This window comes from Pantoea sp. Acro-807 (assembly GCF_011752675.1).
Taxonomy (GTDB): Bacteria; Pseudomonadota; Gammaproteobacteria; order Enterobacterales; family Enterobacteriaceae; genus Pantoea; species Pantoea eucrina.
On record NZ_VWXE01000008.1, the window covers coordinates 116,822 to 132,985 of the forward strand.

Annotated in this window: 14 protein-coding genes; all 14 read left to right on the forward strand. The window is 54.2% G+C overall.

Going from position 1 to position 16,164, the window contains the following annotated elements; all coding sequences use genetic code 11:
- The first annotated feature begins 3 nt into the window (after positions 1-3).
- The gene (locus tag F3J39_RS16260; protein WP_065648021.1) at positions 4-459 is read left to right on the forward strand and encodes a tellurite resistance TerB family protein; all 456 of its coding nucleotides are present in this window, start codon (positions 4-6) and stop codon (positions 457-459) included.
- Positions 460-487: 28 nt separating this feature from the next.
- The gene (locus F3J39_RS16265; RefSeq protein WP_065648022.1) at positions 488-1,522 is read left to right on the forward strand and encodes a TerC/Alx family metal homeostasis membrane protein; all 1,035 of its coding nucleotides are present in this window, start codon (positions 488-490) and stop codon (positions 1,520-1,522) included.
- A 68-nt stretch (positions 1,523-1,590) separates the two neighbouring features.
- Positions 1,591-2,169 carry a TerD family protein gene (locus F3J39_RS16270; protein ID WP_040113371.1) on the forward strand — a complete coding sequence of 193 codons (579 nt, stop codon included), beginning with the start codon at positions 1,591-1,593 and terminating at the stop codon, positions 2,167-2,169.
- Positions 2,170-2,238: 69 nt separating this feature from the next.
- Positions 2,239-2,814: a TerD family protein gene (locus tag F3J39_RS16275; RefSeq protein WP_040113372.1), complete on the forward strand. Its 576-nt coding sequence runs from the start codon at positions 2,239-2,241 to the stop codon at positions 2,812-2,814.
- 75 nt (positions 2,815-2,889) lie between these two features.
- The gene (locus F3J39_RS16280; RefSeq protein WP_166714428.1) at positions 2,890-4,122 is read left to right on the forward strand and encodes a VWA domain-containing protein; all 1,233 of its coding nucleotides are present in this window, start codon (positions 2,890-2,892) and stop codon (positions 4,120-4,122) included.
- A gap of 168 nt (positions 4,123-4,290) precedes the next feature.
- The gene (locus F3J39_RS16285) at positions 4,291-5,037 is read left to right on the forward strand and encodes a MerR family transcriptional regulator (RefSeq protein WP_065648024.1); all 747 of its coding nucleotides are present in this window, start codon (positions 4,291-4,293) and stop codon (positions 5,035-5,037) included.
- Between the two features lie 216 nt (positions 5,038-5,253).
- On the forward strand, positions 5,254-6,180 hold the full coding sequence (locus F3J39_RS16290) for an aminoimidazole riboside kinase (RefSeq protein ID WP_104085946.1): 927 nt from the start codon (positions 5,254-5,256) through the stop codon (positions 6,178-6,180).
- A 203-nt stretch (positions 6,181-6,383) separates the two neighbouring features.
- A complete protein-coding gene (locus F3J39_RS16295; protein WP_065648026.1) occupies positions 6,384-6,608 on the forward strand; it encodes a DUF6290 family protein in 225 nt (74 codons plus the stop codon).
- Between the two features lie 339 nt (positions 6,609-6,947).
- Complete coding sequence (locus F3J39_RS16300) at positions 6,948-8,999, forward strand: lipase family protein (RefSeq protein ID WP_166714429.1); 2,052 nt, start codon at positions 6,948-6,950, stop codon at positions 8,997-8,999.
- Entirely contained in the window at positions 8,983-9,774 is a 792-nt protein-coding gene (locus F3J39_RS18890) for a hypothetical protein (RefSeq protein ID WP_247648276.1), read from the forward strand. Before F3J39_RS16300 ends, F3J39_RS18890 begins: the two co-directional genes overlap by 17 nt.
- A gap of 548 nt (positions 9,775-10,322) precedes the next feature.
- A complete protein-coding gene (locus F3J39_RS16310) occupies positions 10,323-11,531 on the forward strand; it encodes an aldose 1-epimerase family protein (RefSeq protein ID WP_166714430.1) in 1,209 nt (402 codons plus the stop codon).
- A 248-nt stretch (positions 11,532-11,779) separates the two neighbouring features.
- Entirely contained in the window at positions 11,780-13,300 is a 1,521-nt protein-coding gene (locus tag F3J39_RS16315) for a carbohydrate porin (RefSeq protein ID WP_108570192.1), read from the forward strand.
- Positions 13,301-13,361: 61 nt separating this feature from the next.
- Positions 13,362-14,732, forward strand: a complete 1,371-nt coding sequence (locus tag F3J39_RS16320; RefSeq protein ID WP_065648030.1) for a sucrose-specific PTS transporter subunit IIBC — start codon at positions 13,362-13,364, stop codon at positions 14,730-14,732.
- Positions 14,732-16,141 (forward strand): sucrose-6-phosphate hydrolase, encoded by a 1,410-nt coding sequence (locus F3J39_RS16325; RefSeq protein WP_166714431.1) that lies wholly within the window; start codon positions 14,732-14,734, stop codon positions 16,139-16,141. Before F3J39_RS16320 ends, F3J39_RS16325 begins: the two co-directional genes overlap by 1 nt.
- Positions 16,142-16,164: the final 23 nt, after the last annotated feature.

Here is a 16,164-nt window from a genome sequence, read left to right on the forward strand (position 1 = left end):
ATTATGAGCTTTTTTAACTCTCTTAAAGACAAATTTAACGCCGGCCGCGACGAGCTGACAAAACAGGTAAGCCGCTACAAAAACCGCGCCTTTCTCGAAGGCACCGTGGCCGTCTGTGCCCGTATTGCTGTTGCCAGCGACGGCGTCAGCAGCGAAGAGAAGCAGAAAATGATGGGATTTCTGCGCGCCTCTCCGGAGCTGAGTATTTTTGATACCAATGAGGTGATCCAGTTTTTTGAAAAGCTGGTGACCTCATTCTCTTTCGATATGGAAGTGGGCAAGGGTGAGACAATGAAATATATCCTCGCCTTAAAAAATAAACCGGAACAGGCGCAGCTTGCGGTCCGGGTGGGTATTGCCGTGGCCAAAAGCGACGGTGACTTTGACGCCACTGAGCAGGCTAACGCCCGCGAAATTATTCAGGCGCTGGGCTTTCAGCCCGCTGAATTTGGCCTGTAACCGTTACTGACTTTTCTGGAGCTAATAGATGGAATCGACCCATATCGGGTTTCCGATTGAAACGGTAGCGGTGTTTTTACTGCTCTCTGTCGGAGCTATTTTTATCGACCTGTTCATGCACCGGCATGACAAACCTATTTCGCTGAAAAGCGCGGCGGGCTGGTCAGTATTCTGGATCCTGATGGCGCTGGCCTTTGCAGGCTTCCTGTATGTCCATCACGGCGCGGAAGTGGCCAGCCTGTTTGTGACCGGCTATGCGCTGGAAAAAGTCCTGTCGGTAGACAACCTGTTTGTCATGATGGCGATCTTTTCCTGGTTTGCCATTCCTAATAACTACCGTCACCGCGTGCTCTACTGGGGAATTATCGGTGCCATCGTATTCCGCGGCGTTTTTGTTGCCATCGGTACCGGCCTGCTGGCGCTCGGTCCGTGGGTGGAAGTGGTATTTGCCGTTATCGTAGGCTGGACCGCGGTGATGATGCTGAAAAGCGGCGACGACGATGATGAGATCGAAGATTACTCTCAGCATTTCGCTTACCGCATGGTGAAACGTTTCTATCCGATCTGGCCAAAACTCAAAGGCAGCGCCTTTGTGCTGAGCCAGAAAGAGGTCGATGCTGAACTCGCTAAGCCGGAGAACGCGGATGTGCAGGTAGGTCGCGTAAGCAAAGCGGCCCGCTACGCTACGCCGATGCTGCTCTGTTTAGCTGTGGTTGAACTTTCAGATGTGATGTTTGCGTTCGACTCGGTGCCGGCCGTGATCGCGGTCAGCCGCGAGCCGCTGATTGTGTACAGCGCCATGATGTTCGCTATCCTTGGTCTGCGTACACTCTATTTCGTGCTGGAAGGACTGAAGCAGTATCTGGTGCATCTGGAAAAAGCGGTGATCGTGCTGCTGTTCTTTATCGCCTTCAAGCTGGGCCTGAACGCGACCGAGCACTTCTTCCATCACGGTTACGCTATCGGCGCAACCACCAGCCTCTATGTTGTATTGGGCGTGCTGGCACTGGGGATTATCGCGAGCCTGCTGTTCCCGGGTAAAAAAGAAGAGCAGGCAGAGTAAGTCAGGGCGCGGCCCAGCCGCGCTATTGAATACCGCATACAGCGTATGCACGACGTGAGGAAAATAACATGGCAGTGACTCTCTCTAAAGGCGGCAACGTCTCCCTGGCAAAAGTCGACCCTTCACTGAAAAATGTGAAAATTGGTCTGGGCTGGGATACCCGCTCCACTGACGGTCAGGATTTTGACCTTGACGCCTCCGCTTTTCTGCTCACCGATGCAGGCAAAGTGCGTGGCGATCACGACTTCATTTTTTACAACAATCTGAAATCGGCTGATGGTTCCGTGACCCATACCGGTGACAACCGTACCGGTGAAGGTGACGGGGATGACGAATCGCTGATCGTTGAACTGGACCGCGTACCGCAGGACGTGACCAAAATTGTTTTTGTGGTCACCATTCATGATGCCGCAACCCGCCGCCAGTCATTCGGGCAGGTGGCAAACGCCTTTATCCGTCTGGTCAACAACGACAGCAACGTGGAAGCCGCGCGTTACGATCTGTCTGAAGATGCCAGCACGGAAACCGCAATGCTGTTTGGCGAGCTCTATCGCCACGCGGGCGAGTGGAAATTCCGCGCCGTTGGTCAGGGCTATGCAGGCGGCCTGGCCTCAGTCTGCGCGCAGTATGGTATCAACGCGTCCTGATCCGCAGTTACATACCCATTATCTGCCCGGTCTGGCCGGGCATCAGCCACAAGCAAAGAGGATTTCACCATGGCAGTTAATCTGACAAAAGGCGGTAACGTAAACCTGTCCAAAGAAGCCCCAACCATGACCAAAGCTATTGCTGGTCTGGGCTGGGACTCACGCGTCACCGATGGTCAGGCGTTTGACCTGGATGCATCGGTCTTTCTGGTCGGCGCAGACGGCAAAGTGTTATCCGATCAGCACTTCGTGTTCTTCAACAACGCCACCAGCCCGGACGGCTCTGTCGCGCATCAGGGCGACAACCGCACCGGTGAAGGCGAGGGTGACGATGAGCAGGTAAAAATTTCGCTGGCTACCGTGCCCGCCGACGTGCAGAAAGCCGTTTTTGCGGTAACCATCTACGATGCGGAAGCGCGTAAGCAGAACTTCGGTATGGTCTCTAATGCCTACATCCGTATTGTTAACGAAGACAACAACAGCGAAATCGCCCGTTACGATCTGTCAGAAGATGCCAGCACCGAAACGGCCATGGTCTTCGGCGAGCTCTATCGTCACAACGGTGAGTGGAAATTTAAAGCGGTGGGCCAGGGCTTTGCCGGCGGCCTGAAAGCGCTGGCAGCTCAGCACGGCGTATCCGTGTAACGGACTGCTGCAAAAGAGCCTCTTCCCCGTGAAGGGGCTTTTTTTTGTCTGTTAACCACCCACAGGGAGTGAAATATGGAACTGACCACCGGACAGAATATTGCTCTTAATAGCACGTGTCCTGAACTCTGCCTGACCTGGAAAACCAGGCCTGGATTCAGCAGCGACATTGATGCTTCAGCGTTTTTGCTCGGCGCAAATGAAAAAGTCCTCGGTGATTCGTCGATGATTTTTTTCAACCAGCCGCATAACGAAAACCGCAGTATTGTCATGCACAGCCATGCCGGAGAGGCGCGTTTTCAGATTCAGCTTCACGCGCTACCCGCTGCCGTCATGCGTATTGCTGTTACGCTGGTTATCGATGGCAGCGATACAGTAGGGGGTTTACAGCAGCTTACTCTGCAGTGTGGTGAACATCGCTACGATATCGCACCCGGCGATCGACGCGAGAAAGCCCTGATTGTCTGCCATCTCTATCGTCATAACGAACAGTGGAAACTGCGAGCGGTCGGGCAGGGATTTGATGGAGGCCTTCATCCGCTGGCGCTGCATTTTGGCGTGGATGTAGCAGAACCTGTGATCGCATCAGTACCCGCAGTTAGCCTGGAGAAGAAGCTTGAAAAACTGCCGCAACTGGTCAGCCTGGCAAAACCAATCCGCGTCAGTCTGGAGAAACACCGGCTCTCAGAAGTTAAAGCGCAGGTCGCCTTTGTGCTGGATGCGTCAGGCTCCATGACGGCACAGTTTAAGCGCGGTAATGTGCAGAAGGTGCTGGAGCGGGTAGCGGCGCTGGCCGTGCAGTTTGATGATGACGGCAGCATGCCGGTCTGGGCGTTTGGCGAAAAATTTCGTCAGTACGCGGATGTGTCACTGGATAACCTTGAGGGTTACATCGATCGTATTCGCAACGACGGCAGGCGGACGATGTGGGAAATCCTGCCGGGTCTGGGCGGCACGAACAATGAGCCACCGGTACTGGAAGCGATTAACAATACCTATCGCGACGCCACACTACCGGTGTATGTAGTCTTTATTACCGATGGCGGCATCAATAAAACACGCCTTATCAAAGAGAAACTCAGAGAGTCCGCCACACTGCCAGTTTTTTATAAATTCTTAGGCCTGGGCGGCAATAATTATGGCGTGCTGGAGCGTCTGGATACCTTTACCGATCGCCTGATCGACAATACACATTTTTTTCCGGTTGATGATGTCGGAAATATCAGCGATGAGCAGCTTTACGACTGGCTGCTGGTGGAGTTTCGTGACTGGCTGGATGCAGCAAAGCAAAAACGTATTCTGCGATAAGGTACGGCAGAGCGTTTTTCCTGCCGCTGCGGTTTACAGTCAGAACGCTGCAAGTTTTATGCAAATCAATGTCAATACGGTATCAATTGCGGATAACTAAGCGCACAATAGGGGTTCGTCGGCAGCGTTCTGAGCTACTGACCCACACCCGATATCGGGGGACCTGTAATGAGTTTATATTCTGTCGAGGCCATCTGCGACCTCACCGGCCTTTTACCCGCCACCTTACGCAACTGGAAGCGCGCAGGCCTGATTACCCAGCCACAGCATAATGGTGAATACACCAGCGGACAGCTAACGCGTATCTATAGCGTGCTGGACCTGACGGCTACCGGCAGCACGCTGCCTGAAATTTACGCCTTTCTGCAGGGCAGGTCACCGCTGCCGCAAAATCGCTGGCAATGCCGGCAGGAAGAGATGACGGACCAGCTGCGCGACAGCTCGGATTTAGCGCTGCAGGCGCGCATGCGACAGATGGGCAGCGACTACAGCGGTGATGATTTTGTTAACGCTTATCTGAAGCCGCTGAACCTGCTGTTGCGCAGTGATAACAGCGCAGATTCGGTTATAAAGCAATCACGCTTTCATGATGCCGTGGTTTTTCACGCACGCTGTATCATGCGTGCATCGGAGCGTCGTAAAACTGTCCCTGTTTTTCTGGAAGCTATCAGCGTGACAGACGCAACCGAAATCTGGCTGGAAGCTATTCGCCTGACCGGGCAGGGCTGCCGGGTCGAGATTTCCGAGAATGTGACCGGGTTGCCGGCCACCTCAATTTATCGGCACGATCACCATATGATGTGGTGTGGAGCAGGGATCTCGCAGCTGATGCAGTGGAACTATCGTGAAAAACTGCGCAACGATAAACCGGTGATGCTAAGCGGCCCCGATCGCACATTGCTGACTGCAGCCTGATAAAGTTTTACAACCCGGCTGGCTGCCGGGTTGTACCTGTCGGCTAGCCTTCAGCCACCCTCTGAACACTCTGCCCATCAACTTCTGCACCCATAAAATCTGGTATCACCCGCACACTTTCGCAAAATAGTGGCCTGAACCTTTCTAACCCCCTCCGTTTGTGCATAATAATATGTTATTGCTAAACCGATTTAGCTTGCGATCAGGAGAAGTGAAATGGTCAAACGGGTATGGTGTCTGGGCGATGCAGTTGTGGATCTGCTGCCGGAGTGTGATAACAGATTGATTCAGTGTCCCGGCGGTGCGCCCGCCAATGTGGCGGTGGGTATCGCCAGGCTTCAGGGCAACAGCGGCTTTATTGGTAAAGTAGGCGGCGATCCCTTTGGCACGTTCCTGATTGATACGCTTAATGCCGAGCAGGTAAACACCGAGTTTATGCAGCCAGATAACACGCAGCGCACCTCGGTTGTCGTGGTGGCGCTGGACGCAGACGGTGAGCGCAACTTTACTTTTATGGTGCGTCCTTCAGCAGATCTGTTTATCGAAACGCACGAGCTGCCAGCTTTCCGGGCGGGCGAATGGCTGCACTGCTGTTCGATTGCACTGCTCAGAGATCCCTCACGAAACACCACGCTGACGGCGATGCAGCAACTTCATGAAGCGGGCGGCTTTGTGAGTTTTGACCCCAACATCCGGCACGATTTATGGGCAGATGAAGCGGAGCTGCGCGACGCGCTTGCCCGCGCGCTGGCTCTTGCTGACGTAGTAAAGCTTTCAGAAGAAGAGCTGACCTTTATCTGTAACACCAGCGATATCGCGGCAGGTATGCAGCAGCTGGCTGAGCAATATGCTATCAGGCTTATTCTGGTTACCCAGGGCCGCCAGGGCGTGCAGGCATGGTCCCGTGGCACGCTGCAGCACTATCCGACGCGCCCGGTTGTCAGTGTGGATACGACCGGCGCCGGAGACGCTTTTGTTGCCGGGCTGCTGTGGCATTTAGCCGGTCAGGGTTTGCCGCAGGATGACGTGCAGCTCAGAGAGTGTCTGGAGCGCGCGCAGATCTGCGGCGGGCTGGCAACCACGGCGAAAGGCGCAATGACCGCGCTGCCTTATCTTGATCAGCTGCAGCAGCAGCTTGCCTGATTAAGGGGGCCTGAAGGCCATTAGCACCGTGCCGGGAGCAGCAGGCCGGCCGGTAAGCAGGATGTAAGATTACAGCGAGGAAAAACATAGCAGGGACATGTCATGTTTAATGCTGTTGTTTCAACCAGTGATTGGTTTTTTTTCATCCTGACAGGGTTATGATTTTTGCTATCCATGTACAGCACTTAAATTCAGGGGCCGTTATGCTTGCTATCCGTTTATCTGATGACATTGAGTCCCGTCTGGACTCGCTGGCGAAAAAAACCGGTAGAACAAAGACGTTCTATGCACGCGAAGCTATCCTTACGCATCTTGAAGATCTTGAGGATTATTACTTAGCAGCGGAAACAGTTGAGCGCATCAGGCGTGGAGAGGAATCCATGCATTCGTCCGAAGACGTGAGGAAGTCACTTGGTCTGGACGATTAATTACTCTGACCGTGCACTGAAAGTGTTGCGTAAAATGGATAAGCAAAATGTGCGACGAATAGTGGATTTTATGAACATACGCATTGCTGCTTCGGTAGATCCGCGCCAGTCAGTGAAGCCGCTAAAAGGTGATTTAGGTGAGTTTACACCCGTCGCAGATCCTGTCCATTAGATCCATAAATACCCGCCTTCATATTTTCATAGCTAACAGTTCATGGGTAAGCATACCCGCCCTGAATCCGCGATTTTCAGGTCCGTTTCTCAGCTTAATAATTTAGCAGGGAAACTATCCAGGGTATGATGCGCGCTGGTTAACCTTACTGCTCAAAAGGAATTGGCGTGGAAATCATCGGTGACAATACTCTGGTCACAAGTCTCAGAGGCACATACAAAACCGTTCAGTGTCGCGGCGAACAGCGGAAGCACTGGCTTGAGCTTCAGTTCGTGGATGAGAACAATAGCCCGGTTACCGGGCTGAACGTTAGGCTGGAGTACCATCCGCTAGCATCAGCAAAGGATGTGGAGATGTGGCGTAAATCTGGCTACGACTATAATCCGACGCCGCCGCCCCATCCTCCGGCAGGGGTCACCAACGAACAGGGCGTGGTACGCTTTGACGACCTGTACTGGATAGCGACTGACGTGAAAACGGACGGGCAGCAGCTGGCCGACGTCATGGAGCAGCGTCCGCTGGGCCTGCGCCGCAACCCGAACAGCCAGCCGGTGAGTAATAATATCTTCCGGCCGGAAACCCGCGACCCGGAATGGCGTTCGGACGTGAAGGAAAAAGCCGACGCGGCGGGATATGCGCATCACTACGTAACTATCGGCCAGCTCTGTGACCGGCTGCCGGAAATTGAAGGATGGACTGAGCCTGAGCCGCCAGCGTTTCATTTTCCGCCGGGAAAGGCATTGAAAGGCACGGAAATAGCGCGGGAGGCGCTGGACAGGCGGCACGTCTTCGAAGTCTGTCCGTTCCGGGCGTGGTCGCTGGTGCTGCATGACACGAAAGAGTATGACCTGGCGAACGGTTATAATCTCGGCCTGATGGCTGACATGGCCTATGCGAAAGGCGGGAATACGGTGATTAAACACTTTTTCCTGGAAAAGTGTCTGGATCTGTCCATGACACCGAGATATGAAGAATTTCCATCATATTTTTACACACTGGTTATGGATGTACCGTTCCGTGAGCGATATATCACTGCAGAATTTCTGGACTCCTCCCGCCTGAATGACAAAGCTCCTGCCCGGCTATGGCTTGACAGCACTCAGCTTTTTTACGTGGAAAATGTGAACCATGTGATTGTGGCATGGCGGGGAACGCAGGAGGTGCCAGACTGGGTTTCCGACGGCTGGTATTCGCCGCAGCCGTGCCCGAAAGAGCTGGCCAAAGCCGGTCGTATTCACGGCGGGTTTCTGGAAGCATATCAGCTGGCGAAGGAGCGGTTTGAGGATCAATTTACTCAAATAAAAAATGATCTCGCAGAAGCTAATGAAACAAAAAAGCTGTTTATCGCCGGACACAGTCTGGGCGGGGCGCTGGGGCTGACCTATGCGGCGGAGATGAAGGCATTTCTGCCGATACTTTACACGTATGGAATGCCCAGAACCTTTACCGCTGACGCGGTGGGGCACCTGTACCAAATCATTCACTACCGGCACGTCAACGACAGCGACACCATTCCCAGCGTGCCGTTTGATGCCAATCTGGATAACTGGCTGTACGGTAAGTTTGGCCCTCTCGGCACCACACTGGGCTTTTTCTGGACGCTGACGGCCGGGCTGCCGGCGCAGATGGCGGGAGCCTACATCGGAGAGCACTACTGGCATCACGGCAAGCCGGTGGTTTTTTTCCGCACCACACAGACCCGAACCTGGCTGGAATGCAAAGCGATCAACAACTACTCCTGCCGCCGCCTCAGCTCCAGTGACATGCACAAAGTTAAACTTTTCCTCGTCCCGTCGTTGTCTGAGACAGAGAATGTGGAGGCTAAAGAAGCGCAGGAGGCATTTGTGCGTGAGTTCCCGGCTGAAGATATCCGGAAAGTGTTCCCGCGGAATACCAATCCGGACTTCGATCATATGACCAGCCCGTTTCAGCACTCGATGACGAGTAAGTATCTGCCTTTCCTGAATAACCAGCTGCTCGAGCTGGCAGGCCCGGAACGGAAGCTGAGCCGAAAAACGAACCGTCAGAATTTCCGGGAGCAAATGGAAAAATACGGCGAACATTCTCCCTCGCAGGAGCTGAAGCGAAACCGGATGTTCCTCGCCCTGCAGGATATGCTGGGCATTTCGCTGACAGAGACCCGGAAGCTGCCGGGCGGAGAGCATGCCCTGACCCGCTTTAATTTCGTTGCGGAGGAAGAAGTTGAACCGTCCAGATAAAAAGTGCAATGCGCTGCTGGCAGCGATGGTAGTGCTGTCTCTGAGCGGGTGCGCCAGCCGCCCCGACTATACCCTTAATCCTCCGGCGGGTACGGAATGGTTAACGGTGGTGGTGAAGCTGCCACCTGACACGGAAGTGCTGCCGCTGGATGTTCTCTACCGCTCAGAGACCTGCAGGCGGAAAGTTTATGATCAGTCCACTGAGTCACATGTGAGCAAGGAAAGGGGGCTGAATCCCATGCAGATGGAGCTCAGTCCAGCCGACGGGAATGGTTTCCGCCAGATTCGCATCGCGCTTGACGGGGGAACAAAGTGTGGCTGGGCGCTCAGTGGTGTCAGGGTCGGGATTCGGTTAGCCAAAACCTCAGCCCTGGCAAAAGGGAAGGATACGACTCCCGCTAACTATGTATTCGACTTTGATGATGAGGGGTACAGCAACGCATTTGGTCATGGTAAACCAAAGTTTGTCAGCGGTGACCTGATATTTAAAACTGAGTTTTTCCCGATGATTATTACCAATAATATGCTCCATGAGACATATGCTCAGCTGTTTGCCGGGAATATAAAATATGGGAAATGGAACAGGTACTACAGGATTAGTGGCACAAAAAAAATACGCGTTGAACCAACATTATATTCTAAAAAAGTTGTCAGGCTTGAAAGCCCTAAAAGCCGTAATGATAGTCCAGGGATGACCGTGTTATACCCTGATGGTTCGACCGAAAAGATTCGCGGTATTGCACCTGACTATACAAAATTACTTTTAATGAAGTGATCATGTATTCATCGATCTGAACATGCCCTGGTGGAAGATTATCTGACAGAGACCCGGAAACTGCCGGGCGGGGAGCATGCCCTGGCCCGCTTTAATTTCGTTGCTGAGAAAGAAGTTAAAATTCCTCAGTAAAAACGTGGTTGTCGTGGTGGTTGTAACGCTGCTTACCGGATGTGATAACCGGCCTGACAGGATGCTGACGGAGTTGTTGCTAAAACTATTTCGTTCCATCAGACTTCAAACCCTCTTAAACGACACCATTCCGCAACCCGGCTGTTTTCGCAACTGAGCATCAGGCAGCACGCGTTTATTTATCCTACCCCTTTAAAGCTGAAACGATTAAATCAAACACCACCATTTCAGCTTGATTTCTCTCTCTGTGCGTCTAAAAACGCCGTCTTAACCTCTCAAAATGTGATCTAACCCAAATTTACAGAGATTACTGACGGTATAACCGACCGAAGTGAAGCACCTCACGGTTTCATTTTCCTCATGTTTGTACGCTTAGCTGACATTAGCTAAATCAATTCAGCAAAGGATGCATCATTATGAAATTAGCATTATTGGCCGGTGTGGTCATGGCGGGGATCAGCGTTCAGGCAGCAGCACAGACATGGGTGCTGACAGATGCTGAAGCAAGTACAGAGAAGGGAAACTGGCACATCGACAGCAAAACGCTGAAGCTGGGCGGCCAGCCGTTCAGCATCGAACAAAAAGTGCTGCATGGCGGCAAACAGGAAGGTTCGAAAGTCATTACGATTACCAGTCCGGAGGGCCTGACCATCGCGCTCAGCCCGACGCGCGGGATGGATTTACTGTACGTCAGGGGACACGGCGTGCGTCTGGGCTGGGATTCGCCGGTAGATGAAGTGGTCAACCCGGCCTATATCAATCTGGAGAGCCGCAACGGTCTCGGCTGGCTTGATGGCTTTAATGAAATGATGGTGCGCTGCGGCTATGAGTGGACCGGGCATCCGGTCACTAAAGATGGCCGCATCTATACGCTGCACGGTAAAGCGGGCAACACACCCGCTTCGCAGGTTGAAGTCACCGTGGATGATAAAGCCCCGCATGAAATCCACATTCGCGGCCTGCTGAAAGAGCATACGTTCAAAAAATCGAACCTCGCCACCTGGACAGAGCTCCGTTACGTGCCGGGTACAGATGCCTTCACACTGCATGATGTGTTAACCAACCACGGCGATTATCCGCAGGATTATCAGATCATCTATCACAGCAATTTCGGCACGCCGATTCTGGAGAAAGATGCCCGCTTTATCGCACCGCTGAAATCTGTCTCGCCTTTTAACGACTACGCGCAGAAAGGGCTGAATAGCTGGAACGTCTATGATGCGCCCGCCAGAGATTTTGATGAGATGGTATTTAACCTGGTGCCGAAAGCGGACAGCAACGGAAAAACGCTGGCGGCGGTGGTTAACAGCAAAGGCGATAAAGGGGCATCAATCGAGTTTGATACCCGCCAGCTGCCGGTGCTGACCATGTGGAAAAACACCGACACGCTTAAACAGGGCTACGTTACCGGTATTGAACCCGGTACCAGCTATGCCTATCCGGTCACCATTGAAAAAGAGCAGGGCAGGGTTAAGCAGCTACAGCCGGGCCAGAGCACCACGTTTGAGCTGACTTACACGCTGCTGAAAGATGCTGACGCCGTCAGCAAAACGGAACAGCGTATCGGGCAGATTCAGGGCGATGAAAAAGTCACCGTAGATCAGGCGCCGATTGCTAAAGAGTAACCGCATGGAGCAGAGCCTGGCTCTGCTCTTTTTTCCCTCTTTCTCCTGCTTCTCTCTCCCCCATGTATTACCCACCTGAGACGTCCCTTTACGTTTTCCTGCGCTATTTTGCGATGTACTTCACATCACTTAAAACGGTTTAGCAAAATCAGTTGCGCACAGTAACAAAGTTCATCAGGATTCAGCTACTAAAACGGTTTAGCAAAAAAAAATATCTGATAATAGCTACCTCTCAGGGACGCCATACCATGAAAAAAAGCATCCTCGCCCTTACCCTCAGCGCCTTATTAAGTTCAGGAACAGCGTGGTCCGCCACCGATATGAGCAGTATTGAAGCGCGTCTTGCAGCAATGGAAAAACGTCTCGCGGCGGCAGAACAGCGTGCTGACCTTGCAGAAACCCGCGCAAAAGCAGCAGAAAAACAGGCACAAATGCTGGCCACCGCCCAGCAGAAAAATCAGACGGCGATTGCCCGGGTTGAACAGCGTACGGCAAAAGCCGCACCCGCGACGACAGGCAGCGAGGATAGCGGATTTGAGTTTCATGGTTATGCCCGCTCCGGCCTGCTGATGAACAGTTCAGCGGCCAAAACGCAGGGTGGTCCGACCGTTACGCCGGCTGGCGAGACCGGAGGACATGTGGGCCGGCTGGGCAACGAGCCTGACACCTATGTTGAACTGAATCTGGAGCACAAACAGACGCTGGCAAACGGGGCCACCACCCGCTTTAAAGCGATGCTGGCGGACGGGCAGCGTACTTACAATGACTGGACAGCGGCCAGCAGCGATCTCAACCTGCGTCAGGCATTTGTTGAGCTGGGGCAGCTGCCCACTTTCTCCGGCGCTTTCAAAGACTCTACCGTCTGGGCGGGTAAACGCTTCGATCGCGATAACTTTGATATTCACTGGATCGACTCCGACGTCGTGTTTCTTGCGGGTACCGGTGCCGGGATCTACGACATGAAGTGGGGCGAAACCACACGCAGTAACCTGTCACTTTACGGACGTACCTTTGGTGATATCGAAAATAATGAAAACACCGCGCAGAACTACATTCTTTCACTGAATAACTTCACCGGACCGCTGCAGCTGATGCTCAGCGGCATGCGCGCTAAAGATAATGACCAGCGCACCGATATCGAAGGAAATCGCGTGAAAAGCGACGCGGCTAACACCGGCGTGCACGTATTAGCGGGCATCCATAACGATACTTTCTACGGCCTGCGCGAAGGCTCGGCTAAAACGGCCCTGCTCTACGGCCACGGTCTGGGCGCGGAAGTGAAAACGCTGGGATCTGACGGTGCGCTGCTGCCGGAAGCCGATACCTGGCGCCTCGCAAGCTACGGCATTACGCCGCTGGGCGGCGGCTGGCATATTGCGCCAGCACTGCTGGCACAGAGCAGCAAAGATCGCTACGTCAAAGGCGACAGCTATGAATGGGCGACCGCGAACCTGCGCCTGATTCAGGAATTCACGCAGAACTTTGAGATGCAGTATGAAGGCTCATATCAGTACATGGATCTGCGGCCTGAAGGCTACAACAGCCGCAATGCCGTGAGTGGCAATTTTTACAAGCTCACCGTAGCGCCGACGCTGAAAGCCAGCGACGTCGGCGACTTCCTCAAGCGCCCTGAAATCCGTCTGTTTGCCAGCTGGATGGACTGGGATCACCGTCTGGATAACTATGCGGGCGATGACGCCTTTGGCAGCAGCGGCTTTAAAGCTGGCGGCGAGTGGAACTTTGGCGTGCAGATGGAAACCTGGTTCTGATTCTCCGGCCCCTGCGGGGGCCACATTCTGGCAGGCATAACAACGAAAAACAGAGGTTACTATGGATGTTGTACAGATCTCCCGCGCGCTGCTGCCGCTGCTGGGAGGCCGGGAAAATATTGCCAGCGCGGCGCACTGCGCTACCCGTCTGCGTCTGGTACTGGTGGATGATGCCAAAGCAGATACCGCCGCGATCGGTAAACTCGATGGCGTAAAAGGGTGCTTCCGCAATGCCGGACAGCTGCAGGTCATTTTTGGCACCGGCGTGGTGAATAAGGTGTATGCTGCCTTTATCCGCGAAGCCGGCATCAGCGAAACCAGTAAGTCAGAAGCAGCAGATATCGCTGCACGTAAACTCAATCCTTTTCAGCGTATTGCGCGTCTGCTGTCGAATATTTTTGTTCCGATTATTCCGGCCATTGTCGCCTCAGGTCTGCTGATGGGGCTGCTCGGCATGGTGAAAACCTACGGCTGGGTTAATCCGGAAAATGCACTCTATATCATGCTGGATATGTGCAGCTCAGCGGCATTCATCATTCTGCCAATCCTGATCGGATTCACTGCCGCACGTGAGTTTGGCGGCAATCCGTTTCTCGGGGCGACGCTGGGCGGGATCCTGACGCATCCGGCGCTGACCAACGCCTGGGGCGTGGCGGCTGGTTTCCATACCATGAACTTCTTTGGTATCGAAGTCGCGATGATTGGCTATCAGGGCACGGTGTTCCCGGTACTGCTGGCGGTATGGTTCATGAGCGTACTGGAGAAACAGCTACGCCGGGTGATCCCCGACGCGCTGGATCTGATCCTGACGCCATTCCTGACGGTGATTATCTCCGGTTTTGTAGCGCTGCTGATTATCGGTCCGGCCGGGCGCGCGCTGGGTGACGGGATCTCCTTTGTCCTGAGCACGCTGATCGCCCACGCCGGCTGGCTGGCGGGATTACTGTTTGGCGGTCTCTACTCTGTCATTGTGATCACCGGCGTACACCACAGCTTTCACGCTATTGAAGCGGGGCTGCTGGGCAACCCGTCTATCGGCGTGAATTTCCTGCTGCCGATCTGGGCGATGGCTAACGTCGCACAGGGCGGGGCGTGCCTGGCGGTATGGTTAAAATCAAAAGATATTAAGATTAAAGCTATCGCGCTTCCCTCCGGCTTCTCGGCGCTGCTGGGGATTACCGAAGCAGCCATTTTTGGTATCAACCTGCGCTTTATGAAACCTTTCGTAGCGGGGCTGATTGGCGGTGCGCTGGGAGGTGCATGGGTTGTCTCGGTGCATGTTTATATGACGGCTGTAGGCCTGACCGGTATTCCGGGCATGGCGATTGTGCAGGCCAGCTCGCTGCTCAATTACGCCATTGGTATGGTGATCGCTTTCAGCGCAGCCTTTGTTATCTCTTACCTGCTTAAATACAAAACGGACGCAGAATAATGGCCTCATTAAACCTGTTCCCCGCTATCCTGCAGGCGGTCATGCGCGGTCAGCCGCGCGCGCTAAACGATGCGCACTATCCCGGCTGGCATCTTGCGCCTGTAACGGGTTTGCTGAACGACCCTAACGGCTTTATCCACATTAACGGACGCTATCACCTCTTCTACCAATGGAACCCGCTGAGCTGCCAGCATCAGCATAAATGCTGGGGACACTGGAGTTCAGCGGACCTGCTGCAGTGGCAGCATGAGCCGATCGCGCTGATGCCGGATGAAGAGTATGACCGCAGCGGCTGCTACTCCGGCAGCGCCGTGGACAATCACGGTGCGCTCACGCTGGTTTACACCGGTAATGTGAAGTTTGACGATGGCAGCCGTACCGCGTGGCAGTGCCTGGCGGTACAGAATGAAGCAGGAGGTTTCGATAAGCTGGGACCCGTTATTGCGCTGCCTGAAGGGTATACCGGACACGTCCGCGATCCAAAAGTGTGGCGGCATGGTGAGAGCTGGTACATGGTGCTGGGGGCACAGGACAATGCGCTGCAGGGCAAAGTTCTGCTGCTGCGCTCTGACGATATGCACACGTGGCACAGGCTCGGGGAGATTGCCGGCAGCGGCCTTAACGGGCTGGGTGCGGCAGGATATATGTGGGAGTGCCCCGATCTCTTCACGCTGGGCGACAGTACGTTTCTTATCTGCTGTCCGCAGGGGATCACGCCTGAAGAACAGCGTTTTCTCAATGCGCATCCCAGTGCATGGCTGGCAGGCGATCTGGACTATGACACCGCCCGCTTTACGCACGGCGACTTTCATGAGCTGGATGCCGGCTTTGAGTTCTACGCACCGCAGACCACACTGACCGCCGATGGCCGTCGCCTGCTGGTAGCATGGATGGGGGTGCCGGACGGTGAAGAGAGATATCAGCCTACTATCGCCCGCGGCTGGATCCACCAGATGACCTGCATCCGCGAGCTGGGAACGCGTGACGGCAAACTCTACCAGCGGCCGGTAGCTGAGCTGCAGGCGCTGCGCGGTGAGGAGCACGCTTTTCAGGGTCTGGCTGCAGATGCCCCCTTTATTGCCGCGCGACGGCTTGAGCTGGAGCTGACCGGTACGGGCGGTATCACGCTTGATTTTGCCAACACGCTGCTGCTGGAGTGGCATAGCAGCGGACTGCGTCTTGCGCGTCGCAGCCTGTCGAACGGGGAGTGGCACTATCGCTACTGGCAGGGAGCAGTGACGCGGCTGCAGATTTTATGCGACCACTCCAGCGTAGAGATTTTTATCAACGAAGGCGAGGGCGTGATGAGCAGCCGCTATTTTCCGGCAGCGGAGGCGCAACTCAGGCTGATCGGGGACACAGAAGTTACCGCGCGCTACTGGCCGCTGCGACGCTGCGTGGTACAATAAGTTATTGTTTCCCTGACTGATGC